At 66.9% G+C, this 16,348-nt stretch carries 13 protein-coding genes; 5 read left to right on the top strand and 8 right to left on the bottom strand.

Annotated elements, in window-relative coordinates; all coding sequences use genetic code 11:
• Both mfd and P2Q66_RS17960 read left to right on the top strand, forming a co-directional pair.
• The coding region (gene mfd / locus P2Q66_RS17965) for a transcription-repair coupling factor (protein WP_275730340.1) at positions 1 to 3,143 on the top strand (3,143 nt) is incomplete at its 5' end.
• 3 nt (positions 3,144 to 3,146) lie between these two features.
• Positions 3,147 to 3,962, top strand: a complete 816-nt coding sequence (locus tag P2Q66_RS17960; RefSeq protein ID WP_275730338.1) for a metal-dependent hydrolase — start codon at positions 3,147 to 3,149, stop codon at positions 3,960 to 3,962.
• Between the two features lie 115 nt (positions 3,963 to 4,077).
• On the opposite strand, the gene P2Q66_RS17955 is transcribed toward P2Q66_RS17960, so the two are convergent.
• The 6 genes from P2Q66_RS17955 to nirB all read right to left on the bottom strand — a co-directional run bounded on the left by P2Q66_RS17955 (position 4,078) and on the right by nirB (position 11,127).
• Positions 4,078 to 4,341: a hypothetical protein gene (locus P2Q66_RS17955; protein WP_079595640.1), complete on the bottom strand. Its 264-nt coding sequence runs from the start codon at positions 4,339 to 4,341 to the stop codon at positions 4,078 to 4,080.
• Positions 4,342 to 4,394: 53 nt separating this feature from the next.
• Entirely contained in the window at positions 4,395 to 5,111 is a 717-nt protein-coding gene (gene deoC / locus P2Q66_RS17950; protein WP_275730336.1) for a deoxyribose-phosphate aldolase, read from the bottom strand.
• 111 nt (positions 5,112 to 5,222) lie between these two features.
• On the bottom strand, positions 5,223 to 6,083 hold the full coding sequence (locus P2Q66_RS17945; RefSeq protein ID WP_275730335.1) for an FAD-dependent oxidoreductase: 861 nt from the start codon (positions 6,081 to 6,083) through the stop codon (positions 5,223 to 5,225).
• Between the two features lie 213 nt (positions 6,084 to 6,296).
• Positions 6,297 to 7,445, bottom strand: coding sequence for a uroporphyrinogen-III synthase (locus P2Q66_RS17940; RefSeq protein ID WP_079595637.1), 1,149 nt, complete (start codon positions 7,443 to 7,445; stop codon positions 6,297 to 6,299).
• Between the two features lie 14 nt (positions 7,446 to 7,459).
• Complete coding sequence (gene cobA / locus P2Q66_RS17935; protein WP_275730334.1) at positions 7,460 to 8,494, bottom strand: uroporphyrinogen-III C-methyltransferase; 1,035 nt, start codon at positions 8,492 to 8,494, stop codon at positions 7,460 to 7,462.
• 2 nt (positions 8,495 to 8,496) lie between these two features.
• Positions 8,497 to 11,127 carry a nitrite reductase large subunit NirB gene (gene nirB, locus P2Q66_RS17930; protein WP_275730331.1) on the bottom strand — a complete coding sequence of 877 codons (2,631 nt, stop codon included), beginning with the start codon at positions 11,125 to 11,127 and terminating at the stop codon, positions 8,497 to 8,499.
• A 270-nt stretch (positions 11,128 to 11,397) separates the two neighbouring features.
• Here nirB and nirD point away from each other — a divergent pair, with 270 nt between their 5' ends.
• Positions 11,398 to 11,769: a nitrite reductase small subunit NirD gene (gene nirD / locus P2Q66_RS17925; RefSeq protein ID WP_275730329.1), complete on the top strand. Its 372-nt coding sequence runs from the start codon at positions 11,398 to 11,400 to the stop codon at positions 11,767 to 11,769.
• 60 nt (positions 11,770 to 11,829) lie between these two features.
• Here the strand turns inward: nirD and P2Q66_RS17920 are convergent, their stop codons facing one another.
• Together P2Q66_RS17920 and P2Q66_RS17915 are read right to left on the bottom strand one after the other, a co-directional pair.
• Complete coding sequence (locus P2Q66_RS17920; protein WP_275730328.1) at positions 11,830 to 13,584, bottom strand: phospho-sugar mutase; 1,755 nt, start codon at positions 13,582 to 13,584, stop codon at positions 11,830 to 11,832.
• A gap of 100 nt (positions 13,585 to 13,684) precedes the next feature.
• Complete coding sequence (locus P2Q66_RS17915; RefSeq protein WP_275730327.1) at positions 13,685 to 14,503, bottom strand: purine-nucleoside phosphorylase; 819 nt, start codon at positions 14,501 to 14,503, stop codon at positions 13,685 to 13,687.
• Between the two features lie 103 nt (positions 14,504 to 14,606).
• On the opposite strand from P2Q66_RS17915, the gene P2Q66_RS17910 reads away from it, so the two are divergent.
• Both P2Q66_RS17910 and P2Q66_RS17905 read left to right on the top strand, forming a co-directional pair.
• Entirely contained in the window at positions 14,607 to 16,022 is a 1,416-nt protein-coding gene (locus P2Q66_RS17910; RefSeq protein WP_079595631.1) for an NAD(P)H-quinone dehydrogenase, read from the top strand.
• A gap of 132 nt (positions 16,023 to 16,154) precedes the next feature.
• Positions 16,155 to 16,348, top strand: a 194-nt coding sequence (locus P2Q66_RS17905; RefSeq protein WP_275730325.1) for a hypothetical protein, incomplete at its 3' end; no start/stop codon positions are given.

Raw genomic sequence — 16,348 nt, 5'->3', positions numbered from 1 at the left:
TGAAGGTGGGACAGGACGTCTCCTTCACGGACGTGGTGCGCCGCCTCGCCGATGCTGCGTACGCGCGCGTGGACATGGTGACGCACCGGGGCGAGTTCGCTGTCCGTGGCGGCATCATCGACGTCTTCCCGCCCACCGAGGACCACCCCATCAGGGTGGAATTCTTCGGCGACGAGGTGGACCAGATGCGCTGGTTCGCCGTGGCAGACCAGCGCTCGCTGTCCGCCCCCGGCATCCACCACCCCACCGAACTGCATGCCCCGCCCTGCCGCGAAATCCTCATCACGCCGTCCGTGATGTCCCGGGCCGCTACGCTCAAGGCCCAGCTTCCGGCCGCGGCCGACATGCTGGAAAAGATCGCCGGCGGCATCGCCGTGGAAGGCATGGAGTCCCTCGCCCCGGTGCTGGTCGACTCCATGGTCCCGTTCATGGACCAGCTGCCCGCGGAATCCATTGCCGTGGTCATCGAACCCGAAAAGGTCCGGACCCGGGCCCACGACCTTGCCGCCACCAACGAGGAGTTCCTGGAGGCGGCCTGGTCAACGGCATCCGACGGCGGGACGGCGCCCCTGGACCTGAGCTCCCAGGCCACCGCGGCCCTGCACTCGGCCAGCTTCCGGTCCCTGGCCGAGACCCGCACAACCTCACTGGAGCACGGCGTGTCCTGGTGGTCCATCACCTCGCTCGCCCAGGACGAGGAGCTCCTCCCCGAGATTGACGTCCTGAACCTGCACGCCCGCGAGCCGCGCGGCTACCAGGGCGACGTGGCGGAAATGATGGACTTCATCGGATCCCACGTGCGCGACCAGTGGCGGATCGTGGTGGCCACCGAGGGCCCCGGCCCCGCCCAGCGCCTGGCCGAGCTCTTCCACGACGCTGACATCCCCTGCGCCCGCGTGGACAGCCTGGACCACGAACCCCAGGCGGGCATCATCGAAGTGACCACTGCCGCCGTCGGACGCGGTTTTGTCCTGGACGGCCTGAAGCTGGGCCTGCTCACCGAAGCCGACCTCCTGGGCCGCACGTCCGCCGGATCCACCAAGGACATGCGCCGCATGCCGTCCAAGCGGCGCAACGCCGTGGACCCGCTCCAGCTGGTGGCGGGGGACCACGTGGTCCACGAGCAGCACGGCATCGGCCGGTTCGTGGAGCTCATCCAGCGCAAAGTGGCCGGCGGAGGCGACGGCGTCCGCGAGTACCTTGTCCTGGAGTACGCGCCGTCAAAGCGCGGCGCACCGGGAGACCGGCTGTTCGTTCCCACCGACCAGCTGGACCAGGTGACCCGCTACGTGGGCGGCGACACCCCTGTCCTGAGCAAGATGGGCGGAGCGGACTGGGCCAGCACCAAGTCCAAAGCCCGGAAAGCCGTCAAGGAAATCGCCGGTGAGCTCATCCGGCTGTACTCCGCCCGGATGGCCTCGCGCGGGCACGCCTTCGGCCCTGACACGCCGTGGCAGCGTGAACTGGAGGAAGCCTTCCCGTACGTGGAAACGCCAGACCAGCTGACCACCATCAATGAGGTCAAGGCGGACATGGAGCGGGAAATCCCGATGGACCGGCTGGTGTCCGGCGACGTGGGCTACGGCAAGACCGAGATCGCGGTGCGCGCTGCCTTCAAGGCCGTGCAGGACGGCAAACAGGTGGCCGTGCTGGTGCCCACCACCCTGCTGGCCCAGCAGCACTATGAGACATTCACTGAGCGCTTCTCCGGCTTCCCCCTGCGGGTGAAGCCGCTGTCCCGCTTCCAGGCCGCCAAGGAGGCCAAGGAGACGGCGGAAGGCGTCAAGAACGGCTCCGTGGACGTGGTGATCGGTACCCACCGGCTGCTGTCCAAGGACTTCGAGTTCAAGGACCTGGGCCTGGTGATCGTGGACGAGGAACAGCGCTTTGGCGTCGAACACAAGGAAGCGCTCAAGAAGATGCGCACCAACGTGGACGTGCTGGCGATGAGCGCCACGCCGATTCCCCGCACCCTGGAGATGTCCCTCACCGGCATCCGGGAGACCTCCACGCTGGCCACCCCGCCGGAGGAACGCCATCCCGTGCTGACCTACGTCGGCCCGTACACGGACAAGCAGACCTCGGCCGCCATCCGCCGCGAGCTCATGCGCGAGGGGCAGGTGTTCCTGGTCCACAACCGGGTGTCCACCATTGAACGGACCGCGGCGAAAATCCGTGAGCTGGTTCCGGAAGCCCGGGTGGAAGTGGCCCACGGCAAGATGTCCGAAAGCCGCCTGGAACAGATCATCGTGGACTTCTGGGAGCGGCGCTTCGACGTCCTGGTGTGCACCACCATCATCGAGACGGGCCTGGACATCTCCAACGCCAACACCCTGATTGTGGACGGCGCGGACAAGTACGGCTTGTCCCAGCTGCACCAGCTCCGCGGGCGGGTGGGCCGCGGCCGTGAACGCGCTTATGCCTATTTCCTGTACCCCTCCGAGAAGCCGCTGGGCGAGGTGGCGCTGGAGCGGCTCAAGGCCGTGGCTGCCCACAACGAGCTGGGTGCGGGCATGCAACTGGCCATGAAGGACCTGGAAATCCGCGGGGCAGGCAACCTGCTGGGCGGCGAACAGTCCGGGCACATCCAGGGCGTGGGCTTCGACCTCTACATCCGGCTGGTGGGCGAGGCGGTGGCCGACTTCCGCGGCGAGGCCGAGGAAAAGGCCGCCGAAATGAAGATCGAGCTGCCGGTCAATGCGCACCTCCCGCACGACTATGTGCCGGGGGAGCGGCTGCGCCTTGAGGCCTACCGGAAACTGGCCTCCGCCCTCACCAACGAGGCGATCGACGAGGTCCTGGCCGAGCTGGTGGACCGCTACGGCGAGCCGCCGCTGCCCGCGCAGAACCTGGTGGCGGTGGCCCGGTTCCGGGTGGGTGCCCGGGAAGCCGGCCTGTCCGACGTCGCCCTGCAGGGCAACTTCATCAAATTCTCGCCGGCGCAGCTGCCGGAATCGAAGATCATGCGGCTGACCCGGATGTATCCGGGCTCGCAGTCCAAGCCGGCACTCGACGCCGTGTTGATTCCCAAGCCAAAAACGGCGCGGATCGGTGGCCGGGACCTGCAGGACGCGGAAATCCTGGAATGGGCCAACGGAGTGATCCGCAACATCTTCTCCGACCAGCCGCTGACAGTGGCCTGACGGATGATGGGAGGACACCACGCCGCGTCGGGAGCCGCGGCGTGGGTAGCTGTTGCGTCCACCGGCCCCTACACCCTGGGCTGGTACCCGCTGGATGCCACCGGCATCCTGATTGGCGGCATGGCGACGGCGGGGACTGCACTGGTGTGCGACTGGGACCACCGTCACAGTACAGTGGCCAATTCCCTGCCGCCGCTGTCCAACGTGATTGCCGTGGGTATCGAGAACGCCAGCGGCGGGCACCGGCAAGGCACTCATTCGATCCTGGGCGCAGGGGTCTTTGTGCTCCTTGCCGCCCTGGCGTCCCAGTTCCAGATGGAGACCCCCTGGGGCCTGCTGTCCGTGGGCGCCGGGCTGCTCTGCATGTTCCTGATCAACATCGCGGCCAAGGCCCTGAAGCTCTTCCCCAAGAGCGGGTTCATTACGAACTGGATCTTCGCGCTGGCCATGGCCGGCCTGGTCACGGTGTACGCACCGGAGCAGTGGACGTGGCTGCCCATGTCCATGCTCATCGGCGTTGTGGTGCACATTGTGGGTGACCTGATCACCACGGGGGGAGTGCCGCTGCTGTGGCCGCTTGTCATCCGGCCGCCCAAGCTGCTGCGCAAGGTTCCGCTGCTGCGGAACGTGTGGCGGCCCAACGGCGCACTTTCCCTGCCATTGCTGGGCAGGGCGGGGTCCAAACGTGAATGGCTCGTGCTGATCCCGGTGAGCGCCTATGCCATGGTGGGGCTCACCGCGGCCGGCTGGTCCATCGCGCAGAACCAGTGGACCAGGGTGGCGGCGGCAGCCGGTGCCTGGATGAAACTCTGGCTGTAAACACAAAGAACCCCCGGGACTCGTCCCGGGGGTTTCGTTGGCTTATGCCCCAACCAGGTAGCAGTATGTGCCGTTTTGACCGCTCATAACGACATTTGGCGCTACTTACCTGGAATCAGTGCTCGCCGGCGGAGTCCGAGCGGCCCAGGATGGTCTGCGGGATCCAGAAGGCCAGGGCGAAGAGCCCCAGGCAGACGGCCATCGGCCACGGGTTGCCAAGCGTCAGGAAGGACAGGGAGTACACGGCTCCGAGGAACAGGGCCATGATGATGACGAAGAGAACGATGCTGCCGGAGAGCTTGTTCTCATTCTGGGGAGTGCGGACAGTGCCCTGGTTCGATGGTGAGCCCTGGTTGGACGCCGTAATCTTGCTGGACATTCGTTCCTCCTCGGCCCCGCGGGGCTCAATCTGTGGCTGCCCCCGGCCGGCCGTCAGTAGGCGGATGAACCTTGTTCACCCTTGACGATGGCAATGCCGGAGCTGGCGCCAATACGTGTTGCACCTGCAGCAATCATAGCCTGCGCGTCAGCGAGGGAACGCACGCCGCCGGAGGCCTTGACCCCCAGATCCGGCCCCACCGTCCTGCGCATAAGGGCGATGTCTTCCACCGTGGCACCTCCGCCGTTGAAGCCGGTTGAGGTCTTCACGAAATCGGCGCCGGCCGCTACGGCCGCCTGGCACGCCAGGACCTTCTGGTCGTCCGTCAGCAGGGCAGTTTCGATGATGACTTTCAGGATGGCTCCGCTGGCATGGACTGCCTCGGCCACCGAGCTGATGTCCTCCGTCAGTGCTCCCTTGTCACCGGCCCGTGCGGCGGCGATGTTGATGACCATGTCCACCTCGTCAGCGCCGTCCAGGACGGCGCCGCGCGCCTCAAACGTCTTGACATCCGTGGGTGTGGCACCCAGCGGGAAGCCCACCACCGAGCAGGTGAGGACGCCGGAGCCTTTGAGGGCGGTCTTGACCGTTTTGACCCAGATGGGGTTGACGCACACGGACTTGAAGCTGTACTCGGCGGCTTCTGCACAGACCTTCAGGACGTCGGACTCCGAGGCCTCGGGCTTCAGCAGGGTGTGGTCGATGTAGGAAGCGATGGTCCCGGCAACAGCGGCGGCTGGTTGAACGGAAGGGGTGGCTTCGTTGCTCATGATGGTCCTCTCCAGGGGCCTTGTGGGCCCCGGCGCGTCCTTGACTCGTTTCGGGAACCATCTTGTCACAGCCGGGCCCCCACCCAGGGCGCCCGGAACCGGCGCCGGAAGTCAGGCGGCTGCCTGCAGGACAGGCCCGGCCGTGGAGGCCGTCAGGAGCTGTGATGCGCACGCACCCGCGGCGGAAGCCGCGGCCACCAGCAGGCCCAGCCGGACGCCGTCGAACGCGGCCGCATCCCCGATCGCCCAGATTCCGGGGATGGACGTCCGGAAGTCCTGGCTGATGACGATCCCGCCCGTAGGTGCCGTCAGCAGGCCGGCGGTGGCGGCCAGGTCGTCCCGGGAGACCCGCTCCTCGGCCAGGACCACCAGGTCGCCGCTCATGCTGCTTCCGTCCTCGAAAATCACGGCGGAGGCTGCCAGCCCGGAGACAGACTTCCCGGGAACGACGGCGGCCGGGCGGGCTGTGGTGCGGATGGGACGGACGCCCCTGGCGCGCAGGACTGCCTCGGCCTGGCCGGCGGCCGCGCCGTTGCCCACCAGGATTCCCAGCGGGCGCCTGCCCAGTTCCCGGGTCACCTGGCCAACGGCCTCGGCGATACGCGCGGCGTCATCGATGGTGGAGTAGTTCAGGCACTGGCCTGCGCCCTCCACCGGGTTGGCCACGGGCGCGGATCCGGTGGCGATGACCAGGTGGTCGTAGGCGAACTCCATGCCGTCCGCCGTGGCGACGGTCCGGTTCACGGCATCGATGTGGCTGGCCGGCTGGCCGAACCGTACCGACACCTGCGGGAGCAGCGCCAGGTCCAGCAGTTCATCCGGGGTGTCATCCCGGTTGCTCAACACGGTAATGGTGCCGGGGAACCGGGCCAGGTCCAGCTGCCTTACCAGGGCCTGGGCTGCGGGACCTGCCCCGGCAATGACGATGCGGGTAGCTGCTGAGATGGACGTGGAGGGTGCCGGAGCGGACATGTGCTGGCCCTTTCGCTGGCGGCCGGGAATGGCCGGAACTTCGTGATGCAACCCAGCGTAGGCGTCTGCTTTTACCGTTGTGTTTCCCCGTCATTGCCGGTCCGGGAGGGGTGCGTTCGCCAGTTTTTACCGGCCGGTAACAGAACCCGTGACGCACCTCTCATCCCGCCCGAAACGGACACAAAGGGCCCCACACCGCGCATGAAACAGGCGCTAGACGCGGATCCGGTAGCCCCGCTTCACCACGGTTTCCACCAGGCGCCCGTCCGGCAGCGAGGACCGCAGCCGGCTCACGGTCATGTCCAGCGCGTGGACGGAGCCGCGCAGTTCCAGGAGGTCGGACAGCGATTCACGGGAGAGGACAGCGCCGCCGGCACCGAGCAGCGCCCGGAGGAGCAGCAGGGGAGCGGGCGCCAGTTCAACGGGCTGGCCGTCGATGCGCAGGCTCCGTCCGCGGAGCTCGATGTTGCCGGACCGGGTTTCCAGCCGCCGGACATGGTTCAGGGCCAGGTGCTCGCATACCAGCCGGATCAGTGCGCCCATGCGGAAACGTTCGGGAATCAGCGGTGTCACGCCGGCGTCAAGCAGGGGCTGCGCCGTGACCGGGCCAACCACAGCCGTGGTGACGTTGGTTTTGAGGCTTTCGATCAGCTGCTTGTACACGCCCATCTCGTGGGCCGTGCTCCACATTGCATCGACGGCGGGCGCGCTGGTGAAGGTCAGGACGTCCAGGTTGCCGGTGCAGGCGGCGTCGATGAGCCGGGGGAGCTTGTCCTCGCCGTCGGGCTTGACCCAGCGGTAGGGCGTGACGGTCAGGACGGTGGCACCGGACATGCGCAGGCGCTCCAGTTGGCGTACGTCCGTATAGCCGTGCAGCTGCACGGCGACGGTTTTGCCGCGGACGCCCTCGGCAAGCAGCATGTCCACCAGCGTGGCGGTGGTTTCGTCGCTGCTGATTCCGACGTCGGCAAGGCCGGCGGCGCGGACGGCACCGCGGGCTTTGGGTCCCCGGACAAACATCCGGCACGCGCCCAGCGTGTCCAGCAGTTCGTCGCCGATGCCGAAGGAGTCAGCGGCCTCGCACCAGCGGCGCATGCCGTAGGCGGTGGTGGCGATGCAGAGGTCCGGCTTGGCCGCAATGATGGCCCGGGTGTCCTCGATGAGGCGCATGTCCTCCTGCACGGGGGCGATTTTCAGCGCCGGGGCGTGCAGCACTTCGGCGCCGCGGCGTTCCAGGGCCTCGATCAGGTCGCGGGAGCGCCGGTGCGAGGTCACGCCAATGCGGAAACCCTCGAGCGGGGATTCAGCGGCGTCGGGAGCTTCTTCGAGCTGGGACGCTTCGGCCGGTGCAAGTGCAGTCATGGGGGTCAATCCTTTCATGAACCCAGCAGCGAGGCCGCCAGCCTGTCCAGGTCGGCGGCGGCCTCAGCATGCCCGCGGTTGGCTTCTGCCACGCGAACCACCTCGCCAATGACCAGCACGGCGGGGTTGCTGCAGCCGGCAGCGGCGGAGGTAATTGTGCCGAGGTTCGCGATGGTGGTGCGCTGTCCGGGCCGGTAGCCGCGTTCCACCACGGCCATGGGCATGTCCGGGCGCATCCCGGCCTTGCGCAGGCCGGCTGCCAGCTGGTGGAGGGTGCCGATGCCCATCAGGACAACGATTGTTCCGCCCAGGCCCGCCAGGTGCTGGTGTTCCTTCTCAGTCAGGGGAGCGTGCCCGGAAACAACCGTGAACATGTGGCTGACCTCGCGGTGCGTGACCGGGATGCCTGCCGCCGCGGGGACGGAAATGGCACTGGTGACGCCGGAAACGACGTGGACCTTGACGCCGGCGGCCACGCACGCGGCCACTTCCTCGCCGCCGCGGCCAAAGACGTAGGGGTCCCCGCCCTTGAGGCGGACCACGTTGTTGCCGGCCAGGGCGCTTTCCACCATGAGCTTTTCGATGTCGGTCTGGCTCACCTTGTGGTGGCCGGGCTTCTTGCCCACATCAACCAGTTCGGCGGAGGTGAGGGACGGCAGCTCCTGGTACGGGGCCAGCCGGTCGTAGAAGACAACGTCGGCATCACGTAGTGCCTTGACTGCGGCGACCGTCAGCAGTTCGGTGGTGCCGGGTCCGCCACCCACCAGGGTGACGTGGCCCGCGGCGCCGGCGGCCGGTTCGGCTGCTACCGGGATGCCGGTTTCGCGGCACCGCTCCAGCAGGGCGTCCCAGCCGGGCTGGCCGTCGTCGACCGCTGCGACCAGGAAGGGACGCTCAGGCAGTGGCCCGTCATGCCCGGCGCCCTGCGGGGTGCTCAGGCGGTAGACGACGGCGCCCGCGGCTTCGTAGCGGCGCACCGCCTGGCGCGCGGCCTGGTCTGAGCCGGTCACCAGGACCTCGCGGCCGGTGAGATCGATGCTGAGCTGCATGGCTATACCTCGGTTTCGTTGCTGGACCGCACGGGGATGGAGGCGCCGATGAGGACCTTGCCCTTTTCCTCGGGCGTGGCGGGGCGCATCTGGCCGCGCTCGTCCGGGACGAAGGTGATGGAGTCGTCCTTCTGGTCCGGAGCGTTGACGAAGGAACGGAACCGGCGCAGGCGCTCGGGGTCCTTGAGGGTGTCGGCCCACTCGTCGATGTAGGTGTCCACGTGCTTCGCCATGGCTGCTTCGAGGTCTGCGGCGATGCCCAGGGTGTCCTTGACCACCACGTCCTCGACGTGCTTGATGCCGCCGTCGAGTTCTTCCTGCCAGCGGGCCGTGCGCTGCAGCCGGTCTGCGGTGCGGATGTAGTACATGAAGTAGCGGTCGATGTACTTGATGAGCGTCTCGTCGTCGAGGTCCTTGGCCAGCAGCTGGGCGTGGGCCGGGGTGGCACCGCCGTTGCCGCCGACGTACAGGTTCCAGCCATCGGCGGTGGCGATCACGCCCACGTCCTTGCCGCGGGCTTCGGCGCATTCCCGGGCGCAACCGGAGACGCCCATCTTGAGCTTGTGCGGGCTGCGAAGGCCGCGGTAGCGGAGCTCCAGCTGGATGGCCATGGCCACCGAATCCTGGACCCCGAACCGGCACCAGGTGGAGCCGACGCAGGACTTCACCGTACGCAGGCTCTTGCCGTACGCCTGGCCGGACTCGAAGCCGGCGTCCACCAGCTCCTTCCAGATTTCCGGCAGCTGTTCCAGCCGGGCGCCGAACATGTCGATGCGCTGGCCGCCCGTGATCTTCGTGTACAGGTTGTACTTCTCGGCCACCGCGGCGATGACGCCGAGCTTCTTGGGGGTGATCTCGCCGCCGGCGATGCGGGGGACCACCGAGTAGGTGCCGTCCTTCTGCATGTTGGCCAGGGCGCGGTCATTGGTGTCCTGCAGGGTGCCGCGGCCGGCATCCAAAACGTAGGCGCTGTTCTGGCTGGCCAGGATGTTGGCGATGGTCGGTTTGCAGATGTCGCAGCCGGCGCCGGTGCCGTACTTGGCCATGATTTCTTCGAAGGAGCTCAGTTCCAGGACACGGATGGCGTCGAACAGTTCCTGGCGGGAAAGTTCGATGTGCTCGCACAGGGCCTTGGAGACCTCGACGCCGGACTTGGTCAGTTCGGTCTCGAGCAGCTTCTTGAGCATGGGGACGCAGGAACCGCACTGGGTACCGGCGCGGGTGCAGCCCTTCAGCTCGCCCAGCTCCTGGACGGGGGCGTTGCCGTCGCAGGCGCCGCAGCCGTTGATGGCGTCGCGGATGCTTCCGGCGGTGACGTTGTTGCAGGAGCAGAGCGTTGCGTCGTCCGGCAGTTCGGTTTCCGGGGCGTCGCCGCCGCCGGCCGCACTGAGGAACGCGCCCGGCTCGGCGGGAAGTTCGCGGCCCAGCAGCGGACGCAGGCTCATGTACGGTGAAGCGTCGCCTACGAAAATGCCGCCCAGCAGGGTCTTGGCGTCGTCGGTGGTGACGATCTTCTGGTACACGCCGCGGGCGGGGTCGGCGTAGACGATTTCGAGGGCGTGCTCGGTCTTCGCGAACGCGTCACCGAAGCTGGCGACGTCCACGCCGGAGAGCTTGAGCTTGGTGGCGGTGTCGAAGCCGGGGAAGGTGGCGTCGCCGCCGTGCAGGCGGTCGGCCACGATCTCGGCCATGGTGTTGGCCGGGGCAACCAGGCCCAGGCACATGCCGCCGAAGTTGGCCACTTCACCGATGGCCCAGATGCCGGGTACTTCGGTGGCGCAGTAATCGTTGATGACCACACCGCCGCGCTGGCCCAGCGAGAAGATCTGCTCCTCGCCTTCTGCGGCGCGGAAGAGTTCATCGCGCGGCCGGACGCCGATGGCGACGATCACGAGATCGGCGTCGATGACACGGCCGTCGGCCATCAGGACGCCGGTGACCTGACCGTCGTCGTCGGACAATACTTCCGACGGGAAGACGCCGCCGTGGACTTCGAAGCCCTTTGCCTTGATGAGCCGGCCCATTGCCTGGCCGGCGCCTTCGTCGAGCTGGGTGGCCATCAGCCACTGTGAACCGTCGATGACGATCGGGTTGGCGCCCAACTGCTCAGTGCCGGCTGCGGACTCGAGCCCCAGGAGGCCGCCACCGATGGTGACTGCATTGACCTTGCGGCCCAACTTTTCCGTGAGCTGGGTAATGGCCTCGTTGATGGCCCAGACGTCTTCGAGCGTGCGGTACACGTGCGTGAGCTCGTTGCCGGGAATCGGCAGGCGCGCCGCGTTGGAGCCGGTGGCCACCACCAGTTCGTCGTATTCGACTACCGTGCCGGCAGCGGTTTCCACCGTCTTGGCTTCGGCATTGATCTTGACCACGCGCTCGCCGGTCTTCAGCTCCAGGGAAGGGTGGTCCCACATCGACGCGTTGCCCAGCGTGAGGTCAACGTCCTTTTCGGTGAGGGCCTTGGACAGCGCCACACGGTCGTAGGGGAGGTGCGTTTCCTCAGTGAGGACCGTGACATGCCAGCCGTCGAGGCCGCGGGCATGCATTGCGTCCGCAAAACGGTGGGCCGCAGGGCCGCCGCCGGCGACGACGATGCGGCGCGGAGTCTCGGTGCGTGAAGTCTGTTCGGTCACTGTGGGCCTTTCGCATGGGCCGCAGCGTTTCCTGCAGCCTTCTGGTGACGAGTGTCCATCCAGACTAGGGAGACGCAGTTTCGCTTCAGTTTCCCAATTGTTTCGCGAACTTAACTTCTGCATCACGAACGCATTTCCGCCCGGGTTAGGTGTCTTTTACGAGACGGACACATTCACTGCATGCCGACGAAACACCCGCGCCCTAGCGTGGAACGTGGCCGCAAAGGTGGCTGAACGCAGGGACAACCAGCACAGGGAGAGGAGCCGGACATGACGGCAACACTGGAACTTGGGGCACTCGAAGCCGGAACTGAGACCACCGCCGGATGGCACCGCGTGTGCCGGGTGGAGGACCTGGAACCCGCCTGGGGTGAAGCCGCCCTCGTCGCCGGACGCCAGCTGGCGCTCTTCCGCACCGGTCCCAGTGAAGTTTTCGCGGTGGCCCATGAGGATCCGGCCACCGGCGCGCACGTGATGGCCCGTGGAATCCTCGGCTCGAAAGGGACCCGGCCCACCATCGCATCGCCCCTGCACAAAGAGGTCTACGACCTGGAAACGGGAGAATGCTTCAGCACCCCCGGCCTGAGCATCGCAACCTTCAGCACCCGCATTACCGACGGATTCATCGAGGTGGAGCTGTAACCGGCAGCTTCGACACCTCAAAGCAGGAAAAGGGCGCCCGGTGGGGCGCCCTTTCGGGTTTTAAAGCCCCAGAGCCTCGCTGACATCGCGCAGCACCTCGTCCAGCGCAGCACGCACCGCCTGCCGGGCTGCCGGCAGTTCCGCTGCGGCACCCACCTGGTGAATGACCTCCAGGTAGCACTTGAGCTTCGGCTCGGTGCCGCTGGGCCGGATGATCACCCTGGTGAGGTCGCGGGTGACGTACAGAAGCCCGTCGGTAGGCGGCAGCTGGTCCGTGCCCTCCGCCAGGTCGGTGAAAACCTCCACCGTGGATGACCCGAAGGATTCCGGCGGGGAAACCCGCAGCCGGTTCATCATGGCGTCCAGGAGCCCCAGGTTGGCAACCCGGATGCTGAGCTGGTCGCTGGCATGCAGGCCGTGCTGCAAGTACAGCTCGTCCAGGGTGTCAAAGACGGTTTTCCCGTCGGCTTTCGCGGCGGCGGCAAGTTCGGCGATCAGCACGGCGGCAGAGATGCCGTCCTTGTCCTTCACCTGGTCCGGCGCCACGCAGTAGCCCAGCGCCTCTTCATAGCCGTAGACCAGTCCCGGCACCCGCGAGATCCACTTGAAGCCGGTGAGTGTCTCCTCGTGGGCGAAACCGGCAGCTGCCGCAATGCGGGCCAGCAGGCGCGAGGAGACGATCGAATTCGCGAAGACGCCCTTCGAGCCCTCCGCCTCGCCCGCATCCGTGGCGCCGGCGGCAAACCTGGCCGCCACGTGCGCTCCCAGCAGGGCTCCCACTTCGTCACCGCGGAGCATCCGCCATGCGCCCGTGTCCGGGTCCTTGGCGGCAACGGCCGCGCGGTCGGCGTCGGGATCATTGGCGATCACGATGTCGGCGTCCAGCCGCGCTGCCGTTTCCAGGGCAAGGTCCAGGGCGCCGGGCTCTTCGGGGTTGGGGAAACTGACGGTGGGAAAATCCGGATCAGGCTCGGCCTGCTCGGCCACTAGGGTGACGTCCCGGAAACCTGCGGCGTTCAATACGGCCAGTGCGGTTTCGCCGCCGACGCCATGCATGGGGGTCAGGACAATACGGAGGTCCCGCGCCGGAAAATGGTCCCGCCGGGCAAGCTCCGCCGTGGCGCGCTGGTAGTCAGAGGCAATGGACCCGTCCAGGACGGTCCAGCCCTCCGGCGCCAGCACAATCGAGTCCAGGGAGCCCACGGCGTTGATTCGTGCCGCAATATCGGCATCGTACGGCGTGACAATCTGGGCGCCGTTGCCACTCTCCGCCACGGCATGGCGGCCCAGGTACACCTTGTAACCGTTGTCCTGCGGGGGGTTATGGCTGGCAGTAACCATCACGCCGCCGTCGCACTGCAATGCCCGGACGGCGTACGCCAGCAGGGGCGTGGGCAGCGCTGCCGGCATGAGGAAGGTTTCGATCCCGGCGGCGGTGAAGATCGCGGCAGTTTCCACCGCGAAAACGTCCGAGTTGTACCGGGCGTCATAGCCGACGACGGCTCGTGGCCGCGTTCCGGGCGAGGCTTTGCCGACTGCGTCAACAAGGAAGGCCGCCAATCCGGCGGCAGCGCGCCGCACCACCACGCGGTTCATCCGGTTGGGCCCCGGGCCCAAGGGAGCGCGCAGTCCCGCGGTGCCGAACTGGAGGGTGCCCTGGAAGCTGTCTTCCAGTTCCTGCCGTGCCGCAGCGTCCCCGTCTTCGACCGACCTGACGAGCTCAAGGAGGGAAGCCGCCGTTGCGGGATCCGGATCTTGGGAAGCCCATTCGCGGGCTTCATCGAGCAGGCGTAAATCGGCACCGGAAGACGTCATGGGCATAAACCTATCGTCATTGCTCCCTGACTTCATGCCACCCGGGGTCAGAGGCGGCCCAAAGCAGGCGCCGGAATGGGCCTGAAGTGACTCCGCATTTTCAGAGTTTGGCGATGATGTCGGCGAGCAGTTTTGAGATTCTGGGGCCGGCAGCCTGCCCTGATTCGATGACTTCCTGGTGGCTCAGCGCCTGGGGGCTGATGCCGGCCGCGAGGTTGGTGACCAGCGAGATGCCGAACACCTCCATCCCGGCGTGCCGCCCGGCGATGGCCTCCAGCGCCGTGGACATGCCCACCAGGTCGGCGCCGATGCGCTTGGCGTACTGCACCTCCGCGGGCGTCTCGTAATGCGGACCCGTGAACTGGGCATACACCCCCTCATCAAGGCTGGGATCGACTTCACGGGCGAGCCCGCGGATCCGGGAAGAGTAAAGATCTGTCAGGTCAACGAACGTGGCGCCTTCCAGGGGCGAGGCCGCGGTGAGGTTTATGTGATCTTTGATGAGTACCGGCGTGCCCGGGGCCCAGTCCTCGTTGAGTCCGCCGCAGCCGTTGGTGAGGACCAGGGTGCTGCACCCCGCCGCTGCCGCGGCCCGGATGCCGTGCACCACGGCGCGCACTCCCTTGCCTTCGTAGTAGTGGGTACGGACGCCCAGGACCAGGGCACGCTTGCCGTCGCGGGTCAGCACGGAGCGGATAGTGCCCACGTGCCCTTCCACTGCGGGGGCGTGGAAGCCGGGTACCTCCTCGGCGGAGAGGGTGGCCGTGGTTTCGCCGATGAGGTCTGCCGCTGCGCCCCAGCCGGAACCAAGCACCAGGGCGACGTCGTGGCTGTCCACTCCTGTTTCTTCGGCAATGTAGTCTGCCGCGGCGCGTGCGGCGGCGAAGGGATCCGTGTTCAGGAAGTCTGTTGTACTCACTGGTACAAGTTATCCTGCCGCCCTGGTGCGCCCAGTACACGCCGTTCCGCCGGCGCCCGGAAATTCTTGGTACTGCGGCGGGGATAAGCGAGAATGATTCATTGTGACTACGCATCCAGATTTCAGTTCACCCCGGATCGCAATCCTGGGAGGTGGTCCGGGCGGGTACGAAGCCGCCATGGTGGCCGCCTCGCTGGGGGCGCAGGTCACCATCATCGAACGCGCCGGGCTGGGCGGATCCGCCGTGCTCACCGACGTGGTGCCGTCCAAGACCCTGATCGCCACCGCAGACCTGATGACCCGCGTCGCCGAGGCGGGGGAGCTGGGCGTGAAGTTCGACGTCGACGGCGGCGACTTTGTACCGGTGATGCGGGCGGACCTCAAGCACATCAACGACCGCTTGCTTAACCTTGCCCGCAGCCAGTCCAAGGACATTCACGATGGCCTGGAGATCCAGGGCGTGCGCATCCTTGCCGGGTCGGGCCGCCTGCTGGACAACCACACCATCGAGGTCCTCACGGTGGACGGCACGGAGATCGTGGAGGCGGACACCATTCTGCTGGCCGTTGGCGCGCACCCGCGTGAGCTGCCCACCGCACGGCCGGACGGCGAACGCATCCTCAACTGGACGCAGATCTACAACCTGGATGAGCTGCCCGAGGACCTGATTGTGGTGGGCTCCGGTGTGACCGGCGCCGAATTTGCTTCCGCGTACAACGGCCTCGGCTCGAAGGTGACGCTGATTTCCAGCCGTGACCGGGTGCTTCCCGGTTCGGACGTCGACGCGGCGGTCGTGCTGGAGGAAGTATTCGAACGCCGCGGCGTCCGGGTCCTGTCCCGCTCGCGTGCGGAGGCCGTGGAACGGACCGACGACGGCGTAGTGGTCACCCTGGGCGACGGCACCAAGGTGACCGGCAGCCACTGCCTGCTCTGCCTGGGATCCATTCCCAACACCGCCGGCATTGGCCTGGAGGAAGCCGGAGTGGCGCTCAGCGAGAGCGGCCACATCAAGGTGGACGGCGTCTCCCGCACGTCGGCGCCGAACATCTACGCCGCGGGTGACTGCACCGGCGTCCTGCCGCTGGCCTCCGTGGCCGCCATGCAGGGCAGGATCGCCGTCGCGCACTTCATGGGCGACGTGGTAACACCCCTCAAACTGCACCAGGTGGCTTCGAACATTTTCACCTCCCCGGAGATCGCCAACGTGGGCGTCTCGGAAGCTGACATCGATTCCGGCAAGTACCAGGGTGACGTCGTGAAGCTTTCCATGCGCAGCAACGCCCGGGCAAAGATGCGCAACGCCCGGGACGGCTTCGTCAAGATCTTCGCCCGTAAGGGTTCCGGCACCGTCATCGGCGGGGTGGTGGTGGGCCCCAACGCGTCCGAGCTGATCTTCCCCATCTCCATCGCGGTCAAGCAAAAGCTGCACGTGGATGACGTCGCCAGCACGTTCACCGTGTACCCGTCCCTCACCGGATCCATTTCGGAAGCGGCGCGGCGCCTGCACGTGCACCTGTAGCCCAAAGGCGCCCGTGTGAAGGCTGGACCCTTCGCACGCCACCTGCATAGACTCCTTCAAGGACCGGCCGGGAATTTCATCAGGGAATTTCCCGGCCGTCCCTGCATCAGCCGTCAACGCAAGGAGACTCCCATGGATCTGCAGGACGTTAATTGGAACGAGCAGGCACGCGAAAAGATTCTGTTGGACGCCGACCGGGCGTTGCAGGAAGCCGTCCGGGAAGCAGCATCATCCCTGTCCGGCAAGGACAAGGACGAGGTGTACAAGTTCCTGTTCGAGAAGTTGAAGGACCAGTTCGTGGACTTCCAGCCCGGGCCGGACCTCAC

Source organism: Arthrobacter sp. Cr_A7, assembly GCF_029222765.1.
In the GTDB taxonomy this organism is placed as follows: Bacteria; Actinomycetota; Actinomycetes; order Actinomycetales; family Micrococcaceae; genus Arthrobacter.
The sequence above is the reverse complement of the archived record's forward strand: the minus strand, read 5'-3'. Positions and strand labels throughout refer to the sequence as shown.

Bases quoted from the DNA above. Each gene is read 5' to 3' on its own strand.
- P2Q66_RS17960 (WP_275730338.1), top strand. From the start codon at position 3,147: ATGATGGGAGGACACCACGCCGCGTCGGGAGCCGCGGCGTGGGTAGCT.
- P2Q66_RS17955 (WP_079595640.1), bottom strand. From the start codon at position 4,341: ATGTCCAGCAAGATTACGGCGTCCAACCAGGGCTCACCATCGAACCAG.
- deoC (WP_275730336.1), bottom strand. From the start codon at position 5,111: ATGAGCAACGAAGCCACCCCTTCCGTTCAACCAGCCGCCGCTGTTGCC.
- P2Q66_RS17945 (WP_275730335.1), bottom strand. From the start codon at position 6,083: ATGTCCGCTCCGGCACCCTCCACGTCCATCTCAGCAGCTACCCGCATC.
- P2Q66_RS17940 (WP_079595637.1), bottom strand. From the start codon at position 7,445: ATGACTGCACTTGCACCGGCCGAAGCGTCCCAGCTCGAAGAAGCTCCC.
- cobA (WP_275730334.1), bottom strand. From the start codon at position 8,494: ATGCAGCTCAGCATCGATCTCACCGGCCGCGAGGTCCTGGTGACCGGC.
- nirD (WP_275730329.1), top strand. From the start codon at position 11,398: ATGACGGCAACACTGGAACTTGGGGCACTCGAAGCCGGAACTGAGACC.
- P2Q66_RS17920 (WP_275730328.1), bottom strand. From the start codon at position 13,584: ATGACGTCTTCCGGTGCCGATTTACGCCTGCTCGATGAAGCCCGCGAA.